Here is a 23,422-nt window from a genome sequence, read left to right as displayed (position 1 = left end):
AGTGGCGTTGGATTCAACGCGGATTCGGCTGGTGAAGTTAGCAACGCAAGTGCGAAGTTACTAATTCACTTAGCTAATAAATTTCTGCCCACCACTTTAGCGTCGAGCAATTTGTCTTTCGGCTCCCAATTCCCCGCCTTTGCTTTTTCTCGCGGAGGTTCGCCGAGGGTAACGCGGAGGTTCGCAGATTTTATGTGGTTGATTTATCAGGCTTTTTGAGCTCTGATAACGACCTGAATTCAAACGGCAAGCGAAAGCTTACCTCACTTTACTGGCCGCGCAAACGCCTGTGATACAGCGCGGCCATGCGTAGCTGAAAGTAGTCGTATTTCTCGCGCAGGTGGTCGAACAGGTCGCGCAGCGTGGGGTCGCCGCCGAGCTGGGCGCGGGCGGTGAAGATTTCGGCCAGCTCGGCATCAGTGGTGAAGTCGTGGATGCGCAGCTCGCGGCCTTTGGCGTAGGCGTTGTAGAGATGGGTTTTCACGGTGCTCAGGGCCAGGCCGCGGCGCTCGGAAATGTCCTCGGGGGTGAGGCCAATCTGGTGGAACTGGATGGTGGCATCCTCGGAGTCGCTCACGGGCTTTTCGGCCACGGCAATACGGGGGCGCGGCTCGCTGAACATGTTGTCGGAATCGGAGGGTACGGCCCCGCCGCCATCTTCCAGAATGAGGCGAATGAAGCTCTCGCCGTAGGTCTCGAACTTCTTCATGCCCACGCCCGAAATACCCAGCATGCCCACGCGGTTGACGGGGCGCTCGGCGGCCATTTCCTGCAGCGTGGCATCGGAGAACACCACGTAGGGCGGCACGCCCTGCTCGTCGGCAATCTGCTTGCGCAGCTTGCGGAGCTTGTCGAACAGCTGCGCTTCGGGGGTGCCGAAGGCGGCAGTGGCGACGGCGTTGGCGGCTTTTTTGCCGGCGCGGGTGGTCTTCTCGGCCTTCTCGGCCACCTGAAACTTCTTGAGCGGCAGGGCGAGCTGGCCCTTCAATACTTCGTGGCCGCGCTCGGTGATTTTCAGGGCGTAGCCTTCCTCGTAGGCAATGTAGAACAGGCCGTCGTTCAGCATCTGGTGCACGTAGCTGTACCAGTCGAGGTAGGGCAGGTCGGAGCCCGCGCCGTAGGTTTTTATCTGGTCGTAGCCGCCTTGCAGCACGGCTTGGTTGCGCATGCCGCGCAGAATGTCAATCAGCAGATTGATAGCGACTTTCTCCCGGCTGCGGAACACGGCCGACAGGGCTTTCTGGGCAATGAGCGTGCCGTCGAAGGTGGTGGGCGGGTTGCGGCAGATGTCGCAGTTGCCACAGTCCTGGGGCAGGGTTTCGGAGAAGTAGTTGAGCAGAATTTTGCGGCGGCAGCTGGCGGCTTCGGCAAACTGCTGCATGCGCTCGAGCTTGGCGGTGTTGAGCTGGGCCTGACGCGCGGGCACATCCTTGGTCACCATCTCGCGCATCTGCATCACGTCGGCGAAGCTGTAGAACAGGATGGCGGTGCTGGGGGCGCCGTCGCGCCCGGCCCGGCCGATTTCCTGGTAGTAGCCCTCGATGTTTTTGGGCAGATTGTAGTGCATCACCCAGCGCACGTTGCTTTTGTCGATGCCCATGCCGAAGGCGATGGTAGCCACAATCACCTGAATATCATCCTGCAAAAAAGCCTCCTGGGCCTTGCCGCGCTGCAAAGGCGTGAGGCCGGCGTGGTAGTGCGCCGCCTTGATGCCCTTGGCCACGAGTTTGGCGGAAATGGTTTCGCAGGTTTTGCGCGAGAGGCAGTAGATGATGCCGGGGTCTTCGGGGTGCCGGCCGATGTAGTCGATGACCGAGCCCACCCGGTCCTGGCCGGGGCGCACGTTGAGGTTGATGTTGGGCCGGTCAAAGCTCGATAAGAACACCCGAGGCTCACGCAGGTTGAGTTGGGTGATGATGTCGCGCTTGGTGAGACGGTCGGCCGTGGCCGTGAGGGCGATGATGGGCGTGTTGGGAAAGTGCGTGCGCAGGGTTCCCAGCTTGGTGTACTCGGGTCGGAAATCGTGGCCCCAACTTGAGATACAGTGGGCCTCATCGATGGCGAAGAGGCTGATATTGATGCGGTTCAGGAACTGCATAAAGCCCTCGCTCAGCAGTTTTTCGGGGCTCACGTAGAGCAGCTTGAGGTAGCCGCCGGTGGCGGCGCGGGCAATGTCATTGGCCTCGTTCTGGCCCACGCTGCTGTTGATGTAGGCGGCCGCGATGCCGTTGGCTTTCAGGGCTTCCACCTGGTCCTTCATCAGGGCGATGAGGGGAGATACGACGATGCAGGTGCCATCGGAAACGACGGCCGGAATCTGGAAGCAGACGGACTTGCCGCCACCGGTGGGCATGAGCACGACGGTGTCTTTACCGGCCAGAATGTGCTCGATGATGTCGCCCTGCATGGGGCGGAAATTGTCGTAGCCGTAGTACCGTTTCAGGGCCTGGCGGGCGGCGGCGAGGGGCGGAGCGGGGGCTAATTCGGGCATGTTGTTCGAGCGGGTCACCTCACCCCCCGGCCCCCTCTCCAAAAAAGAGGGGGAGTCAGACGGTCGTTCTATAAGGTTGTCTTTTAGGAATTTAGTAATTTGGGCTAAGACTGCGTCTAAGCTGGTTAGCACTTGCTGGTTGGTGAAACGCAGTTCGCAGTAGCCTAATTCAGTTAGCGTGAAGGTACGGCCGAGGTCGTATTCAGCGTTCTCGGGAGCAGCGTGAATTTCGCCATCGAGCTCGATGGTGAGCTTGGCAGCCACGCAGATGAAATCGACGATAAAAAAGTCGATGGCGTGCTGGCGGCGGAATTTGGCACCTATCTTATTGCCGCGCAGTTGCTGCCAGAGCAGATTTTCGGCGGGCGTGGGGGCTTTGCGGTTTTCGCGGGCGTAGGCCTTTAGCCGCTTGTCCCAAGTATGGGGGTCGGTGGTGTAAATGTGTTCCTGCGGGCCGCTGAGTTTGGGCGGGGTTTCCATACGGGTAAGGTAGTACCGCCTGACGTCAACCTCACCCCCTGACCCCCTCTCCAAAAAAGAGGGGGCACCGGACCTGCCCTGATTTTGAGCTTTCAGCCTTAAAAAGGCTGAAAGCTCAATTCAAAAACTCATCAAAATTTACATCCGAGCAATGCCGGTGCCCCTCTTTTTTGGAGAGGGGGTCAGGGGGTGAGGTTTTCTGGCTGCGCCGCCCGCGGCTCCCGCTTCGACCCCCGGTACAGCTCATACTTCAGCAGCCGGCAATCAATCGGCCCATTAAACAGCGGCACGCGCCGCGCCGGCTTCAGCCCGATGCTCTTCGCCGCCTCCAGATTCCCGGTGAACACAAACGCATTGTACCCCTGAAAATTCGTCTTCAGCGAATCGCCAATCGTCTTATACAGCGCCGTCATTTCGGCCTCCTCCCCTATTCGCTCGCCATAGGGCGGGTTCATAAGCACTATGCCGGGCTCCTCCTTGGCCGGGACCACGGCATCCTTCACGTCGCGCACCGACAGTTTAATGTAGTCTTCCAGGCCGGCGGCGGTGATGTTGGCGGCGGCCATGTCGATGACGCGGGGGTCGAGGTCGGAACCGGCGAGATAGGCTTGCGGCTCCTCCAAGCGCTGGGCTTTGGCTTCTTCGCGCACCTGGTTCCAGAGCTCGGGGTCGAAATCGTACCAGTTTTCGAAGCCGAACTTGCCCTGGTGAAACAGGCCGGGCGCGATGCGCTGGCTGATGAGGCCCGCCTCGGTGAGGATGGTGGCCGAGCCGCACATGGGGTCGATGAGCGGCTGCTTACCATCCCAGCCCGAGAGCAGGACCAGGCCGGCGGCCAGCACCTCGTTCAGCGGGGCCTCGTTGGTGTGCTGGCGGTAGCCGCGGCGGTGCAGCGAGTCGCCGGCCGCGTCGAGGCTGAGGATGACTTCGTTCTCCGTCATGCGCAGGTGCAGGCGGATATCGGGCTGGCGGGTGTCCACGCTGGGCCGCTCGCCGGTGCGGGCCCGGAACTGGTCCACGATGGCATCCTTGGTGAGCTGGGCCACGAAGAGCGAGTGCTCGAAGGTAGAGCGGTTCACCACGGGCGTGATGGCGAAGGTCTGGCCGGGGCCGATGAAATCCTGCCAGTCGATGCGGCTTACTTCGCGGTACAGCCCCTTTTCATCGGCGGCATGAAAGGCAGCGAAGGGCCGCAGCAGGCGCATGGAGAGACGGCTCCAAAGGGCCACTTCGTAGAGCAGGCGGTGGTCACCGATGAACTCGACGGCGCGGCTGCCTACGTGGGTGATGTCGGCCCCGAGGGCGTAAAGCTCGTCGGCGAGCAGTTCTTCCAGGCCGAACTGGGTGGTGGCGGTGAGGTGCATAAAGTAGCGCAGACTTTTAGTCCGCGGCCGCAAAGGTCGGCAGAAAGTGTAGCGCATGCTTTAGCTTGCGCCATCAAACCCGTCACATTCCCACTGGGCGCAGGCTAAAGCATGCGCTACGCTCCTATGGCCCTCGCCCCTTCCTCTGCTCCCACCATCAGCACCGCCGCGCCCGCTCGCTCCTACGCCGGCCCCATGGTGCTGATGACTACCCTGTTCTTCCTGTTCGGGGCCGTCACCAACTTCAACGATGTGCTCATGCCCTACCTCAAGGACGTGTGCCAGCTCACCGACTTGCAGTCCTCGGCCGTGCAGTCGGCCTTTTTTGGGGCGTATTTTCTCATGTCGCTGCCGGCGGGCTGGGTGCTGAAGAAGCTGGGCTACCAGCGCGGCATCGTGGTGGGCCTGCTGGTGATGGCGGGCGGCGCGCTGCTCTTCATTCCGGCGGCCGACTCACGCGCCTTCGCCCTGTTTCTCACGGCGCTGGCCACGCTGGGGGCGGGTATCACGCTGCTGCAGGTAGCGGCCAATCCCTACGTGAGCATCCTGGGGCCGGCGCGCAACGCGGCGGCGCGGGTGAGCATTGTGGGCGTGGCCAACAACTTCGGTGGGGCGCTGTCGCCGCTGGTGGGCGGACTGGTGCTATTCGGCGGCTCGGTGGCACTCAAGGCGCGGCTGGCAGCCCTGCCGCTGGCCGAACGGCTGGCCGAAGAATCACAGCTGGTGAAAGGGCCCTACATCGGGCTGGCCGTGTTTCTGGTGCTGCTGGCGGGCCTGTTTTTCTTTCTGGTGAAGCTGCCCGACATTGAGGGCATTCCCGAAGAGGCCGCCGAAGAGGCACGGCCCATGGCAGCCGGGCGCACGTCGGCGCTGGCATTTCCGCATTTGGTGCTGGGCGTGGCGGCCATTTTCGTGTACGTGGGCGTGGAGGTTGGGCTGGGCTCGTTTCTGATTCGCTACGGCGAGTCGCAGAGCATCCGGCAGCTTTCCGGCTTCACCCAAAGCCTGGTGCAGGGGCTCAACGTGGCCACCAACTACGCGCTGGTGCTGTTCGGCAAGGAGCCGTCGGCCATTGATACCACGGTGGGTTTCACCAAGGCGGTGGGCGCGGTGCTGGTGTCGTCGTACTGGTTTGGCTCGCTGGTGGGGCGGCTGCTGGGCATTCCGCTGCTGCTGCGCTTCCACAACCGGGTGCTGCTGGTGGCGGTGTGCGCGGCCGGCACCGCGCTGGTGGGAGCCAGCATTCTCAGCACCGGCGAAACGGCGCTGTGGCTCATCGTGCTCTGCGGCCTGATGAACTCCATTATGTGGCCTGTTATTTTCCCGCTGGCCATCACCGGGCTGGGGTCTTTCACCAAGCAGGGCTCTTCTTATTTGATTATGGCCATTGTGGGCGGGGCGCTCATTCCGCCGCTCATGGGCTGGCTGGCTACGCATGGCGGCGGCCTGCGGGTGGCGTTTGTAGTGCCAGCATTGTGCTACCTATACCTGTTGTTTTATGCCGTGAGCGGCTACCGAGTACGGTAGAGCGAGCGACGCAGCGAGATGAATGGGGCTTTCAAACCAGGAGCTGAGGTTGGCCGTAGATTGCGCCGTGGTCCGTAAATTTACCGGCCTGGTTCTTTCTGTTATCTTATTACAACTGCTTATTTGTCATGAAAAACCCGTCTAACAGTTCCAAAGTCCTATCGCTGTTTCTGCTTGTTGTGTTGCTAGGCACCAGCAGCTGCAAGAAAATTGAAGACCTGCTCACATTCCAGGTCAACGATTCCAGCAGCTTCATGATACCGGCCTCGGGCCTGCTCAATACCACGGTACTCTCGCTGCCGGGCGCTACGGTTAGCTCCTCGTCGTCGGGCACGTATTCGGCCAACAACACCAGCGCTGACTACGTGCAGGACGTGACCCTCGACCGCCTCGCCCTGACCGTGACCGACCCGGCCGGGCAGAATTTTGACTTCCTGAAGAGCGTAAAAATCTATATTGCCAGCGACAACCAGGGCACCAACAAAACCCTGCTGGCCTCCCTCGACCCCGTGCCCACCGGCCAGACGGCCATCACCCTGACGCCCTCCGGCGCCAAGCTCGACCTGTACCTGCGCAGCGGCTACTACTCGCTGTTTACCGATGTGACCCTGGCCCAGCCCGTGCGCCAGAACACCACCGTGCGCGCCGACTCGCGCTTCAACGTGAAAGCCAAGCTGAAATAATGTAGCGCGAACTTTTAGTCCGCGAGTGCCGGCCAGCCACCGAGCTTGCTGGCAGCGCCGAAATATGCGCGGACTAAAAGTCCGCGCTACATCGTCCGCTACCTTTGCGGGCATGATGCCTCAGCTCGAAGAAAACGTCTCCCTCCGCCCCTACAATACCTTCGGCCTCGATGTGCGGGCCCGCTACTTCGCCCGCTTCGCCTCGGCCGATGAGCTGCGCGCGCTACTAAAGCTACCCCAGGTACAGGCGGCTGAAAAGCTCATTCTGGGCGGTGGCTCCAACCTGCTGTTCACCCAGGATTTCGCCGGCGTGGTGCTTAAGAATGAGATTCGCGGACTGGAAATTATCAGCGAAGACGGTGATGCCCAAACGGCCCTGGTGCGGGCCGGAGCCGGCGAGAGCTGGCACGGCATGGTCGAATACACGCTCGACCAGCAGCTCAGCGGCATCGAAAACCTCTCCCTCATTCCCGGTACGGTGGGCGCGGCACCGCTGCAGAACATCGGCGCCTACGGGGCCGAGCTGCGCGATACCTTCGACCACTTGGAGGCCGTGGAAATAGCCACCGGCGAAGGCCGCGTGTTTTCGGCCGGCGAGTGCGGCTTCGGCTACCGCGAAAGCGTGTTCAAAAACGTGCTCAAGAGCCAGTTTGTGGTGACGGCCGTGGTGCTGCGCCTGCACCGCCAGGCCCGCCCCAACCTGCAGTACGGAGCCATTGCCGATACGCTGGCCGAGCTCGGCATCGAAGGCGAGCCCACGCCGCAGGACGTGAGCCGGGCCGTGGTGCACATTCGCCGCTCCAAGCTGCCCGACCCGGCCGAAATCGGCAACGCCGGCTCCTTCTTCAAGAACCCCGAAATCTCCCAGGCCCGGTTCGACCACCTCAAAAGCCAGTACCCCGACCTGCCCGGCTACCCCGTGCCCGGCGGCGTGAAAGTGCCCGCCGGCTGGCTCATCGAGCGGGCCGGCTGGAAGGGGCTGCGGCGCGGCCCCGGCGCGGGCACCCACGGCGTGCACGCCCGCCAGGCCCTGGTGCTGGTGAACCACGGCGGGGCTACGGGCGGCGAAGTACGCCAGCTGGCCGAAGAGATAATCTCGTCCGTACGCCAGCAGTTCGGCGTCGACCTTCACCCGGAAGTTAATATTTTGTGATTGAATGGCACCCGGCCAATCAGTCGATAATATTGCTGAAAACAGGAAATGATGCGTAATTTGTCGCATTCTTTACATCAGCCATTTCGCGGCCGGTCTGCTTATTCTTCAATTTATGAAACCAACTTTCCTTCTGCTTGCCGGGGTGCTCGCCGGCCCGGTGTGGGCAGCTCCGGCTTCCCTGCTCACGCCCCCTACGCCCCCGGTTCTCACCCTGAAAGCTGCCCGGGCCTTGGGGCCGGGCAGCACGGTTACGATACGGGCCGTAGTACTGAACGGGACCGAGATGGGCAACATTCGCTACGTGCAGGATGGCGAAGCCGGCCTGGCCCTCTATGCCCAGCCCGCTAAGCTGCCGGGCTTCGGCGATTTGCAGGCCGGCGACAGCATTCAGGTTACGGGCCAGCTCAAGGCCTACAACGGGCTGCTGGAAATGGACCCCGTCGCTTCGTTTCATAAGCTGGCCGGCGGCCGGCGGCTGCATCCGCTGCGCGTGTCGGCAGACCAGGTTACCACGGCTTATGCCGAGGCGAATGAAAGCCGGCTTGTTGAAATAACCGGCGTAACGCGGCTGCTCACCCCAACCAGCGCCCCCGCCGAGGCCCTGGTTGGCAACGCCAACTACCTGCTCGACGGCACGGCCGGCGCGCTGCTGCGCGTGGGGGCCGCCAGCACCGGGCCCGACGGCCTTATCGGGACCACTCCGCCCACCGGCGAGCCGTTCGACGTGCGCGGCATCATGAGCCAGTACTCGCCGGGGGGCACCGGCGGCTACCAGCTGCTGCCGCGCCTGGCCACCGACTTTGTGCGCGGCAGCGGCCTGCCCCGCCTCACCGAAGAGCCCGTGCCCGTCAATGTCAGTGCTACGGGCTTCACCGTGGTGTATTCCACCCTGAACCCCGGTGATACCCGCGTGCGCTACGGCCTCAATGCCAAAGAGCTGAAAGAAAGCCGCCTGGATGCAAGCCTGACCACCCACCACAGCCTCACGCTGAACAACCTGATTCCCGGCACTACCTACTACGTGGAGGTGGGGTCGCGCAATGAAGCCGGTACCGAAACGGCCACGCCGGTGCCCTTCATCACGAGCACCGGCAAGCGCAACCGTAGCAGCGGCAAAAACTAAATCGGGAACGTTAAATACGCCAACGCCCGTGTTGGGCCGCCACGCAAACCGGCGGCCCGACACGGGCGTTGGTTTGCCCAAAATTCAGCATCTTTGTATTTCGGCCCAGTGCTTCAACTTTAACTTAATCATTTCTTTACATTCTAGTTTTCTTATGAAGAAACTTACTCTGCTGGCGTTGCTGGCGTGTGCTACGTCGTGGCACGCGGCTTCCGCCCAAACGGCCATCACCATTGCGGCGGCCCGCGCTCAGGCCCCCACGGCCAACAACGTGGCCGGCCCCACCGTAACGGTGCGCGGCATTGTGACCAACGGCGACGAGCTGGGCTCCACGGTGAGCATCGTTCGTTATATCCAGGACCGCACGGCGGGCATTGCCGTGTACACGACGGGCGGTGCCACGGGGCCGCTGGTGGCGCCGCTGGTTCCCGGCGACAGCATTGAAGTAACCGGCAGCCTGAAAATGTATCGCGGCCTGCTCGAAATCGACCCCATTGCCTCCCTCACCGTGCTGGCTGGCAACCGGCCGGTGCCGGCCCCGGTAGTGTTCACGGCGGCCCAGGCTGCTTCGGCCTACGCCGAGCAGTACGAAGGCATGCTGGTACGCATCAACGGGCTGACCTCGGTGAATACTACCGGCGGCGGCGCGGTATCGGCCTTCACGGCCAACACCACCTACCGGCTGAACAACAATACCACGCTGGTCAACTATGTACCGACCAACTCCAACGGCCCCGATGGCCTCATTGGCAAGCCCAGCCCCACGGGTACCTTCGATGCCATTGGCATCATGAGCCAGTATTCGCCTTCGGCCACCAGCATTGTGGGCGGCTACCAGATGCTCAGCCGCAAATATGCCGACTTCGTGCAGGGCCTCACGCCTAACCTGACCACCAGCCCGGTGCCCTCCAACATCACCACCACCGGCTTCACGGTCAGCTTCAACACCCAGAACGCCGGCAATACCATCCTGTCGTACTCAACCTCGCCTACCGGCACGTTCACGACAGTGCCGGGTTCCACGGCCCTTACCACGGCTCATAGCCAGGTTATTACGGGCCTGCAGCCCGCTACCATCTACTACGTGCAAGCCGTGTCGGTGAACAGCGTGGGCCGGTCGGAGTCGCGCGCGGTGCCCATGATTACGGCTTCGCTGTCGTCGGGCGTTATCAAAAACTTCTTCAACCGGACCGTAGATGCCTCCCTGGCCCTGCCCGGCAATGCGGCCGTGACCATGCTCAACGGCGCGGCCCCCGATACGCTGGTGCGCTACATCAACCGCGCCACCCAGACGCTGGACATTGCCATCTATAACTGGAACAACACGACTATTCTGAACGCGGTGAATGCCGCCAAGACGCGCGGCGTGCAGGTGCGCGTTATTTTCGAAGACGACAACGCCAACGTGAGCGTGGGCCAGCTGCTGGCTTCTATTCCCCGCGTACCCCGGCCGGCCCAGCCCGGCAGCAGCGGCAGCAGCATCATGCACAACAAGTTTGTGATTATTGATGCCGAAAGCACCAACCCCAACGTGCCGTGGGTGTGGACGGGCTCTATGAACTGGACCCCGGCCCAGCTCACCACCGACGCCAACAACGTGATTGCCATTCAGGACCAATCACTGGCCCGCGTCTACGCGGTGGAGTTCAATGAGATGTGGGGCTCGCAGACGGCTACGCCCGGCACCAGCCTGTTTGGCTCGCGCAAGTCCGACAACACGCCGCACATCCTCAACATTGGCGGCAAATCGGTCGAGTCGTACTTCTCGCCCACCGACAACGTGAACGCCCGTCTGCTCACCGCCATCGCCTCGGCCGACAACGACCTGCACTTCGAGTCCATGCTCGTGACCCGTGCCGACCTGGGCCGCGCCATTGCCAACCAGGTCACCCAGCGCGGCATCACGGGCTGCTCCGACGGCCTCGTGAACGACACCAGCGGCACGGCCGGCTACGCCTTCCGCCTCGCGCAGGCCGGCCTGGGCAACCGTCTCATCATCAAGCGTACGGCGGCTGGCTTCGGCATCATGCACCACAAAACGCTGATTGTGGATGCCGGCGCCAGCCAGTCGGACCCCACGGTATTCGTGGGCTCGCACAACTGGACGGCTTCGGCCGACACCGAGAATGACGAAAACACGCTGGTGGTACACGATGCCCGCGTGACCAACCGCTACTACCAGGAGTACGCCGCCCGCATCGCCGAAAACACCACGGCCTTCACGGTGTGCCGCCTGGTACTGGCCACCCGCGCCGGCACCGTGCAGGCCAGCACAATGCAAGCCTACCCCAACCCGGCCCGTGGCAGCTTCCAGCTGCACCTGGCCAGCAGTTCGGCCCGCACCGCCACCATCGTGCTGCGCGACGTAACCGGCCGCGTGGTGCTCACCCAGACCCAGCCCCTCACCGGCACCGACCTGAACATCGACGCTACGTCGCTGAAATCGGGCCTGTACATGGTGCAGGTAACCACTCCCGAGGCCGTGCAGACGAGCCGCGTGGTAGTGGAATAGCTTGCGCGAAACTGATACAAAAAAGGCGGCTCCCGAATCGGGAGCCGCCTTTTTTATTGTTGGTGAACGTCAGAAAATTATCTGAACCGTCATGCTTCGCTACGCTCTGCATGACGGACGGTCTGTCATAAAACCGTTCTCCCCTACTTCAGCACGGCAATGGTCACGCCATCGCCGCCCCGGTCGGCGTGCTCGTCGGCCACGCTGGCTACGGCGCGTTGGGAGCGGAGGTAGTTGCGCACCACCTGGCGGAGCACGCCGTTGCCGCGGCCGTGCAGGAGCTTGATTTCGGGCATGCCCAGCATCACGGCGTCATCGACGAAGCTCATGGTTTTGGTGAGGGCGTCTTCGGCACGCTCGCCGCGCAGGTCGAGGGTGGGGCTGAAACCGGCCATGCGGTCAGTGATGTTCACACCGTTGCCACCGCCGGAGCTGCCGCCGCTGAGCTTTGATTTCTTGGATTTGGCAGCCTGCTCGCGCTCGCGGATTTCGGCCCGGCCCAGCTTTTCGAGCTGGCCGAGCTTGGTCAGCGTCTTCATGCCACCGAACATGACTTCGGCGGTCTGGCCTTTCACGCTCACTACTTCGCCGTGGCCTTCCTGGCCGAACAGGGCCACTTTATCGCCGGGCTTGAGGTCGCCGGCCTCGGCGCGCTCGCGGGTGGCTTTGGGCTTGGGCGGCTCTATTTGTAGCTCTTTCTTGACGAAGTTATCAAGCTTCTCGCGAGCGGCCTTGTTGATTTCCTTGTCGGCATTGCCACGCCGGATTTCGCCGATGGTGGCTTCGATTTGCTGGTTAGTGTTCACCAACAAGGCTTTGGCCTGCTGCTTAGCCGTGCGCAGTGTTTCAAGCTTAGTGTCTTCGAGGTGCTGCTTGAGGTCCTGGTATTCCTTGGCGGCGCTTTTGAGGCGGCGCTCGGCTTTAGCAGCCTCGGCAGTACGGGTTTCGAGCTCGGTTTTCTCCTTTTCGAGGCTTTCGAGCAGGCGGTCGTAGCGGATTTTGTCCTTGCCCACCAGCTGGGTGGCACGTTCCACTACCTCCTTCGGCAGGCCGATTTTGCGGGCTATTTCGATGGCGAACGACGAACCCGGCTTGCCCACTTCGAGGCGGTAGAGCGGCTGCAATTTCTCCGGGTCGTAGCGCATGGCCCCGTTCACGAGGTGCGGGGTGCGCTCGGCGAAGTTCTTGAGGTTGGTGTAGTGGGTGGTGATGACGCCGTACACACGGCTGCGGTTCAACTGGTCGAGCACGGCTTCGGCAATGGCCCCGCCCAGGCTGGGCTCGGTGCCGGTGCCGAATTCGTCAATCAGCACCAGGCTCTTCTTACCGGACAGCAGCATGAATTGCTTCATTGCCAGCAGGTGCGAGGAGTAGGTCGAAAGGTCATTTTCCAGGCTCTGCTCGTCGCCGATGTCCAGGAAAATATCCTCGAATACGCCGGCTTCGGAGTTGTCGGCACAGGGAATGAGCAGGCCCATCTGCAGCATAAACTGCACAAGGCCCACGGTTTTCAGGCTCACCGATTTGCCGCCCGCGTTGGGGCCGGAGATGATGAGGATGCGCTGCTCGTGGTTCAGCTCCAGGTCCAGGGGCACTACTTCGCGGGGGTCGCCGGTGTCGCGCTTGTGCTGGGCAAAGGCCAGCTGGAGCAGCGGGTGGCGCACTTTCACCCACTTCAGCAGGGGCTTGTTGTGCAGCACGGGCAGGCGGCAGTCGAGGGTGACAGCCAGCCGGGCTTTGGCTCTGATAAAGTCAATCAGCCCGAGGTAGGAATAGGCTTTGCGCAGGTCCGGGATGTGGGGCCGCAGCTGGTCGGTGAGGGCCGTGAGGATGCGAATCAGCTCGCGGTGATAGGCATTGTCGAGGTCCTTGATGTCGTTATTGAGCTCAAAAACGGCTTCCGGCTCGATGTAAACCGTCTGGCCCGAGGCCGATTCGTCGTGAATCAGGCCCTTCACCTTGCGCTTGTGCTCGGCGATGACGGGCAGCACCAGCCGCCCGCCGCGTATCGTAGGCTCGGAGTCGCTGGGAATCCAGCCCTCGTTTTTGGCGTGGCGCAGGATGCCGGCAATCTGCTTGCGCAGCTGGCCCTGGCGGGCAATGAGCTCCTGCCGAATCTGGCGCAGCAGCGGGCTCGCGTCGTCGCGCACCGCGCCGTCGTCGTCCACCACTTTGTCCAGCGCGGCCAGCAAATTGCGGTCGACCTGGACGCCGATGCCCAGCAGGCGCAGCGAGGGGTACAGGCCGGGGTCGGCATCGGAGAAGAAGCTCAACGCCTGCCGGATGGTTCGCAGGCTCATCTTTACCTCGAAGAAGGCGGCCACGTCGAGGTAGGCGCCCGGCAGGGCGGCGCGCTTGAGGTGGGCCTGGGCATCGTGGTAGTGCGAGGCCGGAAAATCGGCCCCGGAGCGCAGCAGGTAAGTGAATTCGTCGGCCTGTTGGAGCAGTTTCAGCAGGGGCTCGTGCTTGGGCTGGAACTCCATGCGGGCCACGTAGTGCCGGCCCAGGGCGGAAAGGCAATTGGCCTCAAGCTGCTCGCGCAGGGTGGTGAAGCCGATTTTTTGTTCGAAGTGTTGGGGTAACAGCAAGAAATTGAGCTTTGCGGGATTTCAGAATTGGGTACGAAGGTAAACAGCGAGCGGGGCGGGAAAGATTCGCGGGAGGCCGCTCAAGTTGATGCTGTTTCATGAGCGTCTGTCATCCCGAGCGGAGCGAAGGACCTTATCACCGCCGAACGATAGGTGCAAACTTGAGAAGGTCCTTCGCTCCGCTCAGGCTGACAGACGCTCAGAATATCGGATTAATGAAAAGCTTCGCTCTCAATAGGACCAGAAAGTCAAAAAATACCTGTGGCCGGAAGCACCGGCATATAGCGTTTATCCAAGCCGGCCCGTAGCTTTGGCCCCGACTATAATTTCCACACATTCATTTTTATATAATAGAGTTGTTGCGAAGCAAAAAGCCTTGATAATTAATTAATTATGTCAAAAATAAAAACCGACAAAAATTGCAAAGAGAACGTCTAAGCCACATTGCCAATAAAATTAGCGCGATTTCATGCCTGTAATAGGCTGATTTTGAGCACAAACATTACGCAACAAGTCTACTTGTCAAGATTGGCGGGTGCGTGTGTGAGATAAGCCCGGTGTTGGCTGCGGACGCGCAGGTTGTGCAGTCCGCAAGCCACCACCATCACGGTGTCGCGAAACCAGTCGCCGCGTAGGCGCAGCTTGTCGCGGACCATCCGTAAGCGCTTGATGCCGCTGTGGACGTGTTCAATGACCACCCGCAATGAGCTGAGCAACTGGTTGTAGAGCAGCTGGGAAAAGGTCAGCTCGCCTTTCGGCGGCTTCTTATGGGGCATCTCGATGAGCACCCCCGGCGGCCGATGGCCGAGGAAGCCCAAATCCTGCCGCAGCACGCTGCCGACCGGCAGGCACAGGGGGTAGAGGTCGACCTTTTTTTGTCGTGCACCCGCCCGGACTCGGTGGGCGAAAGATCGTGCAGGTACTGCGTATCGTCGGATAAGGTGATGTTTTTCAGGGCGTGGACTTTTTTTTGGCGCTGTACTCTTCTTCCTGTGCTGCCCGGTCGGCGTTGCGCGGAATGCCGCGCTCCACCCCGTCGCAGGTGAAGACCTTCACCGGGTGCGCGGCCAGGCGCTGGGCCAGCTGCGCCCCGTCGCGCACGGGCAGCAGGTGCCGGGCGGCCAGCGTCTGGTTGAGCACGTCGAGCAAGGGGCCCGCCAGGCGGCTCACGCGGGTCTGCGACACGCCGAAGCTGGCAGCCTGGTGCTGCTGCAAGAAATTGGTTTTGAGGTAGGTCAGCAAGAAAAAAAGCTTCGTGCCGGTGCCCGCTAAGGTGGCGTTGGCCCGTTCCCGGTGCGCCGGGATGCGCCGCCGGTCGCCGTCGAGGGTATGGTAGCGGTGGTAGCGCTCCCAACGGGGCGTAAAGTCAGTGAGCAGGTCATCAAATTCGGCGGGCAGCAGGCTGGTCAAGGCCAAAAACTGCGTCGGCCGCTCGCGCAGGGCCACATAATTCATCCTCAAAAATACGGCCTCGCCTCACGGGATAACATAAACTAGCTTTACCGCATCAGCATTATTGCTTTGCCATTGGTTTGAGTATCACTTATCCACCCCCGCCCCAAAGAGCGCGAAATCGTATTTCACCGGGTCGCTGGGGTCCAGCAAACGCAGGTTAGCCGTCAGTTCCTCCGCCGCTTCCCAGTCCACGAGCTTGCGGGTGAGCAGGCCCAGGGGGCGGGCCTGGCGCTCGACGTGCAGGTCGATGGGCATGATGAGGTCGGCGGGCGAGAGGCGGGTCCAGAGGCCGAAATCCACGCCGTGCTCGTCGCGGCGCACCAACCAGCGCAGGTACATGTTCACCCGCTTGCAGGCCGATTTGCGGGCCGGCGTGGCCACGTGTTTGCGGGTGCGCTGGGGCGCATCGGGCAGACTGAAGAAATGGTTGTGGAAGTTTATCAGCCGCTCGCGCTGCGTGTGGCCCACCAGAAACGCGGTTTCCAGCGTGTCGTGCTGCCCGTACCAATGGCGCAGGAAATGCACGAAATAGAGCAAATCAGTATCGCAGAATGTGCGGTGGCAGAAACCGAGCAGCTTCTTCAAGTCCTCGTCCTGGTGCTGGGTGATGAACTGGTGCGGGGCATCGTCCATGCGGCGCAGCAGCTCGTTGCACTTATTGATGATGGTTGGCCGCTGCCCCCAGGCCAATAGCGCCGCAAACAGGGCCGCGATTTCAATATCCGGCCGCTGGGTGAAGCGGTGGGGAATTTGAATGGGGTCGTTTTTGATGAACTCGGGACGGTTGTAGCGCTCGTATTGCGCATCGAGCTGGCGGCGGAGCTGGGCGATGTTCACGGGAATGGCAGCGTTTGGGTGGGAGGAGTAAGGCCCGTCATGCAGAGCGCAGCGAAGCATCTTGCCCGCAGCAACTAACTCAATCGAATGAATTACTTACTGCGGGCAAGATGCTACGCTCTGCATGACGTTCTGTTTGAACGACCAGCCCTACTGCGGGATGTAATTCGTCTCCACGCGGAAGCGGGAGTCGGCGGTGCCGAGCTTCTGCACGGCGCGGGGCGAGAGGCGCACCAGCACGTTGTTGTTCTCACCCGTATCGGGCAGCTTGCCGATGACGCGCACGTACACCGAGAGGCCATTCATGGCATTTTTCACCTGCATGATGGTGCCCACGGGGGCCGTTTTGTGCAGGGCAAGGTACTTATCGGTAATGCTCTTTTCGATGGGCGCGCCGAGGCCGGACTCCACCACGCGGGCCAGTACTTCGCTGGCGCGGCTGGGGGTGCGGTCCTCCTTTTCTTCCTCGCGGTCGGGCGTCACGGTGGCTACCTGGGCGGGCTTATCGGGGGCCGGGGCCTTGGCGGGCGTGGCGGGCACGGCTTCTACCTCAATGGGGCGCACGGGCGCGGTTTTGGCGGTGGCCGGGGCGGCAGCGGTTTCGGCCGTGCCGGTGAGGATGAGCAGCTGGCCCACGCGCACGGTGCCGCCGGCGGGCAGCTTGTTGAGTTTAATCAGCTCATCGGGCGTGAGCTGAAACTTGCGGGCAATACCGAACAGAGTTTCGCCCTTCACCACGGTGTAGCGAGCAGGCACGGCCACGGGCGCGACGGCCGTGGGGGTTTTATCGGGCGCGGCAGCAGTTGTAGCGCGGCCGGCGGCGGGGCGGGGCACGTACACAATCTGGCCCACGCCGAGCCCGTTTTTAATCTGCGGGTTGGCCTCTGTGAGTTGGGCCAGGGTGACGTGGTAGCGGCGCGTGAGGGCGGTGAGGGTTTCGCCAGCCGCCACGCGGTGCTTCACGAAGCGCTGGCCGCCGCGCATTTCCTGGCCAATGGAGTCGGCAGGGGCACTTTTGGCGTGGCCGGGTTTGCCCGGACCGGGACCGCCCAGGGCCAGCAGCGTCAGCAACGAAAGAATTACAGTCATAGAAAATAGCCTTCCAAAATTCACTTTGCCCCCGCCCGGAAGCGCCGGCTCAGGCAGCCCGCGAGGCAAAATAACGCAATAACCGGTGGGAAATTGAACCCGGCCGGTTTCAACCCTGCCCAGTTCCGTTATTTGGGGCTTGTTGGCAGTCATTTTCCCGCTCCTCACTTCCCACTTCCATCCATGGTACTTGGCCTGATTCCCGCCCGCTTTGCCTCCACCCGCCTGCCCGGCAAGCCGCTCGTCGATTTGGGCGGCCAGAGCATGATTCAGCGGGTGGTGCGGCAGGCCCAGCAAGCCAACCTGGCCCGCGTAGTGGTGGCCACCGATGATGCGCGCATCCTGCGTCACGTACAGGATTTTGGGGGCGAGGCCGTGCTCACCCACCCCGACCACCCCAGCGGCACCGACCGCTTGTGGGAGGCCTTCCAGCAGCTCGGCAGCCCGGCCGACGTGCATTGCATCGTCAATATTCAGGGCGATGAGCCGTTCATTCACCCCGCCCAAATCAACGCCCTGGCCGATTTATTCGCCGATGCCGCCACCGCGCCCGCCATTGCCACGCTGGTGAAGCCGGTGCTCACGGCGGAAGAGTTATTCAGCCCGCACCTGCCCAAAGTGGTGCTCAGCCAGCAGGGCCACGCCCTGTATTTCAGCCGCCACCCCCTGCCCTACCAGCGCGGCCGCGAGCCGGCCGAGTGGCTGGCCCACCACCGCTACCTGCGCCACCTCGGCCTGTATGCCTACCAGCCGCAGGTACTGGCGCAGCTCACGCGCCTGCCCGTGTCGCCCCTCGAAGCCGCCGAAAGCTTGGAGCAATTGCGCTGGCTGGAGGCCGGTTTCCAGATTCGCTGCGCGGAAACCGAACTGGATGCGTTCGGTATTGACACGCCGGAGGATGTGGCGCGGGCGCGGGCGCGGCTGGGCGTTTAGCTATCGGCGCGGTCTGCCACGGCCGGCGTTTCGGTGTTGGTCTGGTGGCGCTCGTCGCGCATTTCGCGGGAGAGAAAGTAGTTGAGGGCCGTGCGGATGATGGCAATGGTCCCGAGCTTGCCCAATTGCTCCCAGCTGGGCGAAATGGCCGTCGAAAGAATATCGGCCCCCAGCTGAAACTCCAGCGCCAGGGCCAGGTACCGGGCCAGTGCCAGCCGAATAGCCGTAAAATCGGCCGTCTGGCCCCGGCTCAGGGCCTTTATCAACAGCCAGCCCGCGCTGATAATGCCCAGCGCAATGATGCCCGCGCCCACGGTTTCCACGCCCAGCTTCAGCCACAGCACGGCGTCGATAATCGTGCTTTCGGCCCGGCCGTGCACAGAAGTCACGTCGCGGGCCGTTTCGGGCAGGGCCGAAAAAACAGGAGTAAGCCGCAAAATCATAGGCGCAAGCGAAGCAGGAACGCGAGGCGGAATACGGAAAACCCACGCCCGAAGCCGAATCAGCCGCCGGCTTTCTTGGCCTTGTAGCCTTCCTTAATCAGCACTTCCAGCACCTTATCGCGGAAGTCACCCTGCACCACTATTTCGCCGTCCTTGGCGCTGCCGCCCACGCCACACTTGGTTTTGAGGAGCTTACCGAGCGCCTGCAAGTCCCCGTCGGTGCCCATAAAACCAGTTACGAGGGTGACCTGCTTGCCGCCGCGCTGCTTTTTATCGAGCTGCACGCGCAGCTGCTGCTGCTGGGGGGGCAACGTGGTGGCCGCCGCCGCTTCATCGGTTTGGAAGGAGAAATCGGGATTGGTGGAATAGACCACGCCGGTACGGTTCTGTTTCATTTAATAATTAACATTTAGCATTTAATAATTCGGGAAAGCCGGGCCGGCATCAGTTTATCGAGGTATCATCCAAAATTTGTTAAATGTTAAGTGACACCTGTTAGATGACCTACACCGCCACGGCCAAGGCCAGCGGCAGCAGCTCTACGTCGAACTCGGTAGCATGGCCCAGGTAGTCGCCATCGACGTGAAAACCGATGGGCGCGGCGGCCACCACCCGGCCGCGCGGCACCCGAAAATATTCGGCCGCCTTGCTTTGCGGGAGGGTACCGAGGGCCATGGCCAGGCTCACGCGGAAGGCCCGGCCCACGGGCAGGACATCAATCAGGCACACGTCGAGCAGGCCGTCGCGCAGGTCGGCCAGGGGGGCAATATAGGCGTTGTTGCCGTATTGCGAGGCATTGGCGAAGGCCAGCACGTAGCAATCGGTGCTGATTTCCTGACCATTGAGGTTGGCCTGCACGGGCACCGGGCGGTAGCGGCGATACTCGCGCAGCGTTACCTGCAAGTACGTGCTCAGGCCCCGCGAGCCGGCCTGGGCGAAGTGCTGGCTCACGTGCGCATCAAACCCCAGCCCGGCGGTGCAGAAGAACGGGTGGCCGTTTATCACGCCCACGTCCATGCGGCTGAAGGTGGGCGCGGCCAGCCGGCGCAGCGCATCGGCCAGGCCCAGCGGCACCTTTAGGTGGCGGGCCAGGCCATTGCCCGAGCCCTGCGGGATGATGCCCAGGGTAGTTTCGGTGCCCAACAAGCCCCTCCCCACTTCGTTCACGGTGCCATCGCCGCCCACGGCAGCCACCACGGCAAAGCCTTCGGCGGCAGCCGTGCGGGCCAGCTCCACAGCATGCCCGGCGTATTCCGTGGGCCAAATTTCGTAGTCGGTTTCCCGCGCACCGAAGTACCGCGCAATCAGGGCGGGCATGTCGTGGCGCTGGCTGGGGCCGGCCTTGGGGTTCAGAACGAAGCAGGTTTTGGGCAATTTTTTTAAATATGAAGGAGACGGAAAACAGGAAGAATGTGCAAAAGGAAGGATGTATAGGCTACGGATACAAAGCAAAAAAGCCTGCCAAAAGGCAGGCTTTTTTGTTGCTTTGCCGAAAATCCGCTGTTGCGCACATTTTCACATTCAGCACATTTTCACATCAAAACTTACCCGTTCATCTGCTCGCCGAGCTTCTGAATCAGGTCGGCCGTGCGGGTCGAGTAGCCGGTTTCGTTGTCGTACCAGCCAATGACCTTGGCCAGCGTACCGTTGGCCGAAGTCAGCTCCGAGTCGAAAATGCAGCTATGGGGGTTGCCCACGATGTCAATGCTCACAATCGGGTCGGTGGTGTACTCGATGATGCCTTTCATGGGGCCTTCAGCGGCGGCCTTCAGGGCAGCGTTGATTTGCTCCCTGGTCACTTCCTTTTTCAGGATAACGGTCAGGTCGGTCATTGAGCCATCCGGCACGGGCACGCGCATGGCCAGGCCGTCGAGCTTGCCCTTCAGCTGGGGCAGCACCAGGCCCACGGCCTTGGCCGCACCGGTGCTGGTAGGGATGATGCTGTAGGCAGCGGCGCGGGCGCGGCGCAGGTCCTTGTGAGGCGCATCCTGCAGGTTCTGGTCCGACGTGTAGGCGTGCACCGTGGTGATGTAGCCTTTCTCGATGCCGAACGCGTCATCCAGCACTTTGGCCATGGGGGCCAGGCAGTTGGTGGTGCAGCTGGCGTTGCTGATGATGGTTTCCGAGCCGGTGAGAATTTCCTCGTTCACGCCCAATACCACAGTCGGAATATTGCCCGTAGCGGGGGCCGAAATCACAACTTTCTTGGCACCAGCAGTGATATGCTGGCCAGCGCCGGCCTCGTCAACGAAGCGGCCGGTCGATTCCAAAACTACATCAACGCCCATTTTGCCCCAGGGCAGGAGCTTGGGGTCGCGCTCGGCGAGGGCAGCGATTTTCACGCCGTTCACCGTCAGGCTTTCCTCGTCGTAGCTCACAGTACCGTCGAAACGGCCGTGTACGGAGTCGTACTTCAGCAGGTGGGCCAGCGTTTTGTTGTCGGTCAGGTCGTTGATAGCAACGATTTCCACGTTGTCGCGGCCAAGCAGCGACTTAAAGGTGAGACGGCCGATGCGGCCGAAGCCGTTGATGGCGACTTTAATTTTTGCCATTGTAAAACAGGTGGGGATTAGTGGCCAGCCGCCACGCTGGCGGCCGGTTGAAACGCGGGGCGAAGATAGCAAACCGGCGCGGGTTAGCCCACATTCTGCTTCGACCTTACATAAAGCCCGATTCCTCTCCGGCCTCCGACCCGATTCAACGGGCAGTTGTCCGGTCCCAGGCCCCACGACAGCCCCGCGATAGGACGCCGTGAAAATTTTTCAGCCTGAAAAACAGGGTACTTTGCTCTGAATAGCACTTTTTTTTCACCCAGAACTTGCACGAAACGAAGCGCGCCGTACCTTTGCATCATCAAAACGAACAACGGTCCGTTCGTCTAGGGGTTAGGACAGTAGATTTTCATTCTACCAACAGGGGTTCGATTCCCCTACGGACTACTAAAAAGGCCCTCACAGCAATGTAAGGGCCTTTTTTATTGTACCCAATAGCATCACTGGCAACAGCTGGGCGAAGGTTACAATGCTCATGCGGCTTCAATTGTGCCAGCTGATACGAAGCACGAAATGCCGCAGCGCTTCGAAAAGCGGCTTTGGTTGCGATGAGCGACAGCTTTTCCGGCAGAGCGGCGCAGCTGCTGCATAAAATCAGGTGCCGGGGTTTGAAACGCCTCCCCTAACACGCACAAAAAAATCCTCGCCCAGAACAGACGAGGATTTTTTGAACATATGAAGCTGTTTAGAAAATCGGGTTGCGCCGGTCCGACCGCCCTAGGCGGCCGGACCGGTTGCCGTTGGCATCGGCCCAACAAGCACTGGCGCCGTTCTCGCGGCAACCGGTCCGACCGCCTAGAGCGTGAGGACAATAAAAGATTTATTTATTTATCTAAACCAATCTAGCGTAGCACCAATATACCAAAAGGCGAGGAAGGAAACGGCGGTTTTTTCGTAGCGGGTGGCCAGGCGGCGGTATTGCTTGAGGCGGCCAAAAAAGCGCTCGACTTTGTTGCGGTCGCGGCAGGTTTCTTCGTCCATTGCCAAGGGTTCTACCCGGTTGGGATGGCTGGGAATGACGGCTTCGATGCCCCTTTCGGTGCAATAGGCGCGGGTTGCGTCGCTGTCGTAAGCCGTGTCGGCCAGCACTTTGCCCGGCTGCAGGTCCGCCAGCAAGGGCAGCGCCTGCGGGCTGTCGCCCGCCTGGCCTTCGGTCGCAATCAGCCGCACGGCGTTGCCCAGCGACTCCACGCAGGCGTGAATTTTGGTGCCGATGCCCCCGCGGCTGCGTCCGAGGCACTCGGTGGCGGCGTTACTTTTTTTTGGCCCGCTGAATGCTGGTGCGCCCGCACGACGGTCGAATCGAGCATGACCCAGTCCAGTTCGGGGGCTTGCAGGGCCTGGAAGGCCCGCTCCCAAACCCCTTTGGTCGCCATGCGCCGGAAGCGCTTGCACACGGTGTTGAATTTGCCGAAGCGTTCGGGCAGGTCGGCCCACGGGCAACCGGTGCGCATTATCCACACGACCGCGTTGAAAAACAAGCGGTTGTCTTTGCCCGTTACCCCGCAATCCGTGGCTTTACCCGACAAAAGGGGACTCACCGCCAGCCATTGAGCATCGCTAATCTCATGTCTTCTCATAAATAATTTCTTCGTTATAAACGATTGCCAAAGCAAAGGTAATTGTCCTCACGCTCTAGGGCGGTCGGACCGGAACAACGAAGCTGTTTAAAAAGTCGGTTTTCGGTTGATTTTTCGCAAAAATGATGACAACGAAGGCGAGCCAGTGCCAGGCCAGCAAGTTGCCGACGCTGGTTTCGTAGCGCACGAGCAAGATTTTGAAGCCGTCGAGCCAGGCGTTGGCGTGTTCGACCACGACGCGGTGGCGATAGAGCTCGGGGTTGAAGGGAGTGTCGTCGGCGGTCTGCCAGGCGGCGGCGCAGCGGTTGCGGGGGATGTTGGCCTCGATGTCGCGCCGGGCGCATTCCCGGCAAAAGTCCTTGGTGTCAAAGGCTTTGTCGGCGTTCAGAAACAGCCCGGCGACGGGAATATTGGCCGCTTCGAGCGAGGCGTAGATTTCGCCGAACAGGTTATTGAGCAGGTGGGTGTCATGGTGATTGCCCGCCTGCGGGCTGGCGCAGGCCAGGGACTGGCCCCGGTTGTCGGAGAGGAACAGGGCCGTGGTGGTGCGGGCTTTTTTGCGGCCCTGGTAGCCGACGGCTCCCCCCCCCCGTTTTTGGCGGGCGTGTG

Annotated in this window: 18 protein-coding genes, 1 tRNA gene and 1 pseudogene; 7 read left to right on the top strand and 13 right to left on the bottom strand. The window is 61.6% G+C overall.

Features of this window, described 5'->3' with window-relative positions; genetic code table 11:
- Nucleotides 1-268 precede the first annotated feature (268 nt).
- Together recQ and KQ659_RS06910 are read right to left on the bottom strand one after the other, a co-directional pair.
- Nucleotides 269-2,971, bottom strand: a complete 2,703-nt coding sequence (recQ, locus tag KQ659_RS06915; RefSeq protein WP_216689481.1) for a DNA helicase RecQ — start codon at nucleotides 2,969-2,971, stop codon at nucleotides 269-271.
- A 182-nt stretch (nucleotides 2,972-3,153) separates the two neighbouring features.
- Nucleotides 3,154-4,335, bottom strand: a complete 1,182-nt coding sequence (locus KQ659_RS06910) for a THUMP domain-containing class I SAM-dependent RNA methyltransferase (protein WP_226915621.1) — start codon at nucleotides 4,333-4,335, stop codon at nucleotides 3,154-3,156.
- A gap of 111 nt (nucleotides 4,336-4,446) precedes the next feature.
- On the opposite strand from KQ659_RS06910, the gene KQ659_RS06905 reads away from it, so the two are divergent.
- The 5 genes from KQ659_RS06905 (at nucleotide 4,447) to KQ659_RS06885 (ending at nucleotide 11,336) form a co-directional block, all read left to right on the top strand.
- Nucleotides 4,447-5,862, top strand: a complete 1,416-nt coding sequence (locus KQ659_RS06905; protein ID WP_216689484.1) for a sugar MFS transporter — start codon at nucleotides 4,447-4,449, stop codon at nucleotides 5,860-5,862.
- Nucleotides 5,863-5,990: 128 nt separating this feature from the next.
- Nucleotides 5,991-6,545, top strand: a complete 555-nt coding sequence (locus KQ659_RS06900) for a hypothetical protein (RefSeq protein ID WP_216689486.1) — start codon at nucleotides 5,991-5,993, stop codon at nucleotides 6,543-6,545.
- 112 nt (nucleotides 6,546-6,657) lie between these two features.
- On the top strand, nucleotides 6,658-7,698 hold the full coding sequence (murB, locus tag KQ659_RS06895) for a UDP-N-acetylmuramate dehydrogenase (RefSeq protein ID WP_317196128.1): 1,041 nt from the start codon (nucleotides 6,658-6,660) through the stop codon (nucleotides 7,696-7,698).
- Nucleotides 7,699-7,813: 115 nt separating this feature from the next.
- Complete coding sequence (locus tag KQ659_RS06890; RefSeq protein ID WP_216689488.1) at nucleotides 7,814-8,824, top strand: fibronectin type III domain-containing protein; 1,011 nt, start codon at nucleotides 7,814-7,816, stop codon at nucleotides 8,822-8,824.
- Between the two features lie 154 nt (nucleotides 8,825-8,978).
- Complete coding sequence (locus KQ659_RS06885) at nucleotides 8,979-11,336, top strand: phospholipase D-like domain-containing protein (RefSeq protein WP_216689490.1); 2,358 nt, start codon at nucleotides 8,979-8,981, stop codon at nucleotides 11,334-11,336.
- Between the two features lie 143 nt (nucleotides 11,337-11,479).
- Here KQ659_RS06885 and KQ659_RS06880 read toward each other — a convergent pair whose 3' ends face one another.
- The 5 genes from KQ659_RS06880 to KQ659_RS06860 all read right to left on the bottom strand — a co-directional run bounded on the left by KQ659_RS06880 (nucleotide 11,480) and on the right by KQ659_RS06860 (nucleotide 17,305).
- Nucleotides 11,480-13,924 carry an endonuclease MutS2 gene (locus KQ659_RS06880; protein WP_216689492.1) on the bottom strand — a complete coding sequence of 815 codons (2,445 nt, stop codon included), beginning with the start codon at nucleotides 13,922-13,924 and terminating at the stop codon, nucleotides 11,480-11,482.
- Between the two features lie 515 nt (nucleotides 13,925-14,439).
- Nucleotides 14,440-14,742: a transposase family protein gene (locus tag KQ659_RS06875; protein ID WP_226929865.1), complete on the bottom strand. Its 303-nt coding sequence runs from the start codon at nucleotides 14,740-14,742 to the stop codon at nucleotides 14,440-14,442.
- A 133-nt stretch (nucleotides 14,743-14,875) separates the two neighbouring features.
- Nucleotides 14,876-15,379, bottom strand: coding sequence for a transposase family protein (locus KQ659_RS06870; protein WP_216689496.1), 504 nt, complete (start codon nucleotides 15,377-15,379; stop codon nucleotides 14,876-14,878).
- Nucleotides 15,380-15,463: 84 nt separating this feature from the next.
- Nucleotides 15,464-16,216: a TIGR02757 family protein gene (locus tag KQ659_RS06865; RefSeq protein ID WP_408610774.1), complete on the bottom strand. Its 753-nt coding sequence runs from the start codon at nucleotides 16,214-16,216 to the stop codon at nucleotides 15,464-15,466.
- Between the two features lie 150 nt (nucleotides 16,217-16,366).
- Nucleotides 16,367-17,305, bottom strand: a complete 939-nt coding sequence (locus tag KQ659_RS06860; protein WP_216689500.1) for a DPBB and LysM peptidoglycan-binding domain-containing protein — start codon at nucleotides 17,303-17,305, stop codon at nucleotides 16,367-16,369.
- A 183-nt stretch (nucleotides 17,306-17,488) separates the two neighbouring features.
- On the opposite strand from KQ659_RS06860, the gene kdsB reads away from it, so the two are divergent.
- Entirely contained in the window at nucleotides 17,489-18,238 is a 750-nt protein-coding gene (gene kdsB, locus KQ659_RS06855; RefSeq protein ID WP_216689502.1) for a 3-deoxy-manno-octulosonate cytidylyltransferase, read from the top strand.
- On the opposite strand, the gene KQ659_RS06850 is transcribed toward kdsB, so the two are convergent.
- From KQ659_RS06850 to gap, 4 genes are all read right to left on the bottom strand, one after another.
- On the bottom strand, nucleotides 18,235-18,681 hold the full coding sequence (locus KQ659_RS06850) for a DUF1622 domain-containing protein (RefSeq protein ID WP_216689504.1): 447 nt from the start codon (nucleotides 18,679-18,681) through the stop codon (nucleotides 18,235-18,237). The two genes, kdsB and KQ659_RS06850, sit on opposite strands and share 4 nt — an antisense overlap.
- A gap of 59 nt (nucleotides 18,682-18,740) precedes the next feature.
- A complete protein-coding gene (locus KQ659_RS06845; RefSeq protein ID WP_216689506.1) occupies nucleotides 18,741-19,076 on the bottom strand; it encodes a translation initiation factor in 336 nt (111 codons plus the stop codon).
- Nucleotides 19,077-19,185: 109 nt separating this feature from the next.
- Nucleotides 19,186-20,055, bottom strand: coding sequence for a diacylglycerol/lipid kinase family protein (locus tag KQ659_RS06840; protein ID WP_216689508.1), 870 nt, complete (start codon nucleotides 20,053-20,055; stop codon nucleotides 19,186-19,188).
- 170 nt (nucleotides 20,056-20,225) lie between these two features.
- Nucleotides 20,226-21,233, bottom strand: a complete 1,008-nt coding sequence (gap, locus tag KQ659_RS06835; protein WP_216689510.1) for a type I glyceraldehyde-3-phosphate dehydrogenase — start codon at nucleotides 21,231-21,233, stop codon at nucleotides 20,226-20,228.
- Nucleotides 21,234-21,548: 315 nt separating this feature from the next.
- Between gap and KQ659_RS06830 the strand changes: the two genes are divergently transcribed.
- Nucleotides 21,549-21,620, top strand: a tRNA-Glu gene (locus KQ659_RS06830).
- A gap of 444 nt (nucleotides 21,621-22,064) precedes the next feature.
- Here KQ659_RS06830 and KQ659_RS06825 read toward each other — a convergent pair.
- Nucleotides 22,065-22,786: pseudogene (locus tag KQ659_RS06825) on the bottom strand (IS5 family transposase); the annotation flags it as partial.
- Between the two features lie 82 nt (nucleotides 22,787-22,868).
- Nucleotides 22,869-23,348 (bottom strand): transposase, encoded by a 480-nt coding sequence (locus KQ659_RS06820; protein ID WP_262905545.1) that lies wholly within the window; start codon nucleotides 23,346-23,348, stop codon nucleotides 22,869-22,871.
- Nucleotides 23,349-23,422: the final 74 nt, after the last annotated feature.

It is taken from the genome of Hymenobacter siberiensis, from assembly GCF_018967865.2.
GTDB classification, from domain to species: domain Bacteria; phylum Bacteroidota; class Bacteroidia; order Cytophagales; family Hymenobacteraceae; genus Hymenobacter; species Hymenobacter siberiensis.
Note: the sequence above shows the minus strand (reverse complement) of the source record. Positions and strands in the feature narration are given on the sequence as shown.

Excerpts from the sequence above, each read along its gene's own strand:
- murB (WP_317196128.1), top strand. The coding sequence starts at position 6,658 with ATGATGCCTCAGCTCGAAGAAAACGTCTCCCTCCGCCCCTACAATACC.
- KQ659_RS06900 (WP_216689486.1), top strand. The coding sequence starts at position 5,991 with ATGAAAAACCCGTCTAACAGTTCCAAAGTCCTATCGCTGTTTCTGCTT.
- recQ (WP_216689481.1), bottom strand. The coding sequence starts at position 2,971 with ATGGAAACCCCGCCCAAACTCAGCGGCCCGCAGGAACACATTTACACC.
- KQ659_RS06905 (WP_216689484.1), top strand. The coding sequence starts at position 4,447 with ATGCGCTACGCTCCTATGGCCCTCGCCCCTTCCTCTGCTCCCACCATC.
- KQ659_RS06910 (WP_226915621.1), bottom strand. The coding sequence starts at position 4,335 with ATGCACCTCACCGCCACCACCCAGTTCGGCCTGGAAGAACTGCTCGCC.
- gap (WP_216689510.1), bottom strand. The coding sequence starts at position 21,233 with ATGGCAAAAATTAAAGTCGCCATCAACGGCTTCGGCCGCATCGGCCGT.
- KQ659_RS06860 (WP_216689500.1), bottom strand. The coding sequence starts at position 17,305 with ATGACTGTAATTCTTTCGTTGCTGACGCTGCTGGCCCTGGGCGGTCCC.
- KQ659_RS06870 (WP_216689496.1), bottom strand. The coding sequence starts at position 15,379 with ATGAATTATGTGGCCCTGCGCGAGCGGCCGACGCAGTTTTTGGCCTTG.
- KQ659_RS06845 (WP_216689506.1), bottom strand. The coding sequence starts at position 19,076 with ATGAAACAGAACCGTACCGGCGTGGTCTATTCCACCAATCCCGATTTC.
- KQ659_RS06885 (WP_216689490.1), top strand. The coding sequence starts at position 8,979 with ATGAAGAAACTTACTCTGCTGGCGTTGCTGGCGTGTGCTACGTCGTGG.
- KQ659_RS06890 (WP_216689488.1), top strand. The coding sequence starts at position 7,814 with ATGAAACCAACTTTCCTTCTGCTTGCCGGGGTGCTCGCCGGCCCGGTG.
- KQ659_RS06850 (WP_216689504.1), bottom strand. The coding sequence starts at position 18,681 with ATGATTTTGCGGCTTACTCCTGTTTTTTCGGCCCTGCCCGAAACGGCC.
- kdsB (WP_216689502.1), top strand. The coding sequence starts at position 17,489 with ATGGTACTTGGCCTGATTCCCGCCCGCTTTGCCTCCACCCGCCTGCCC.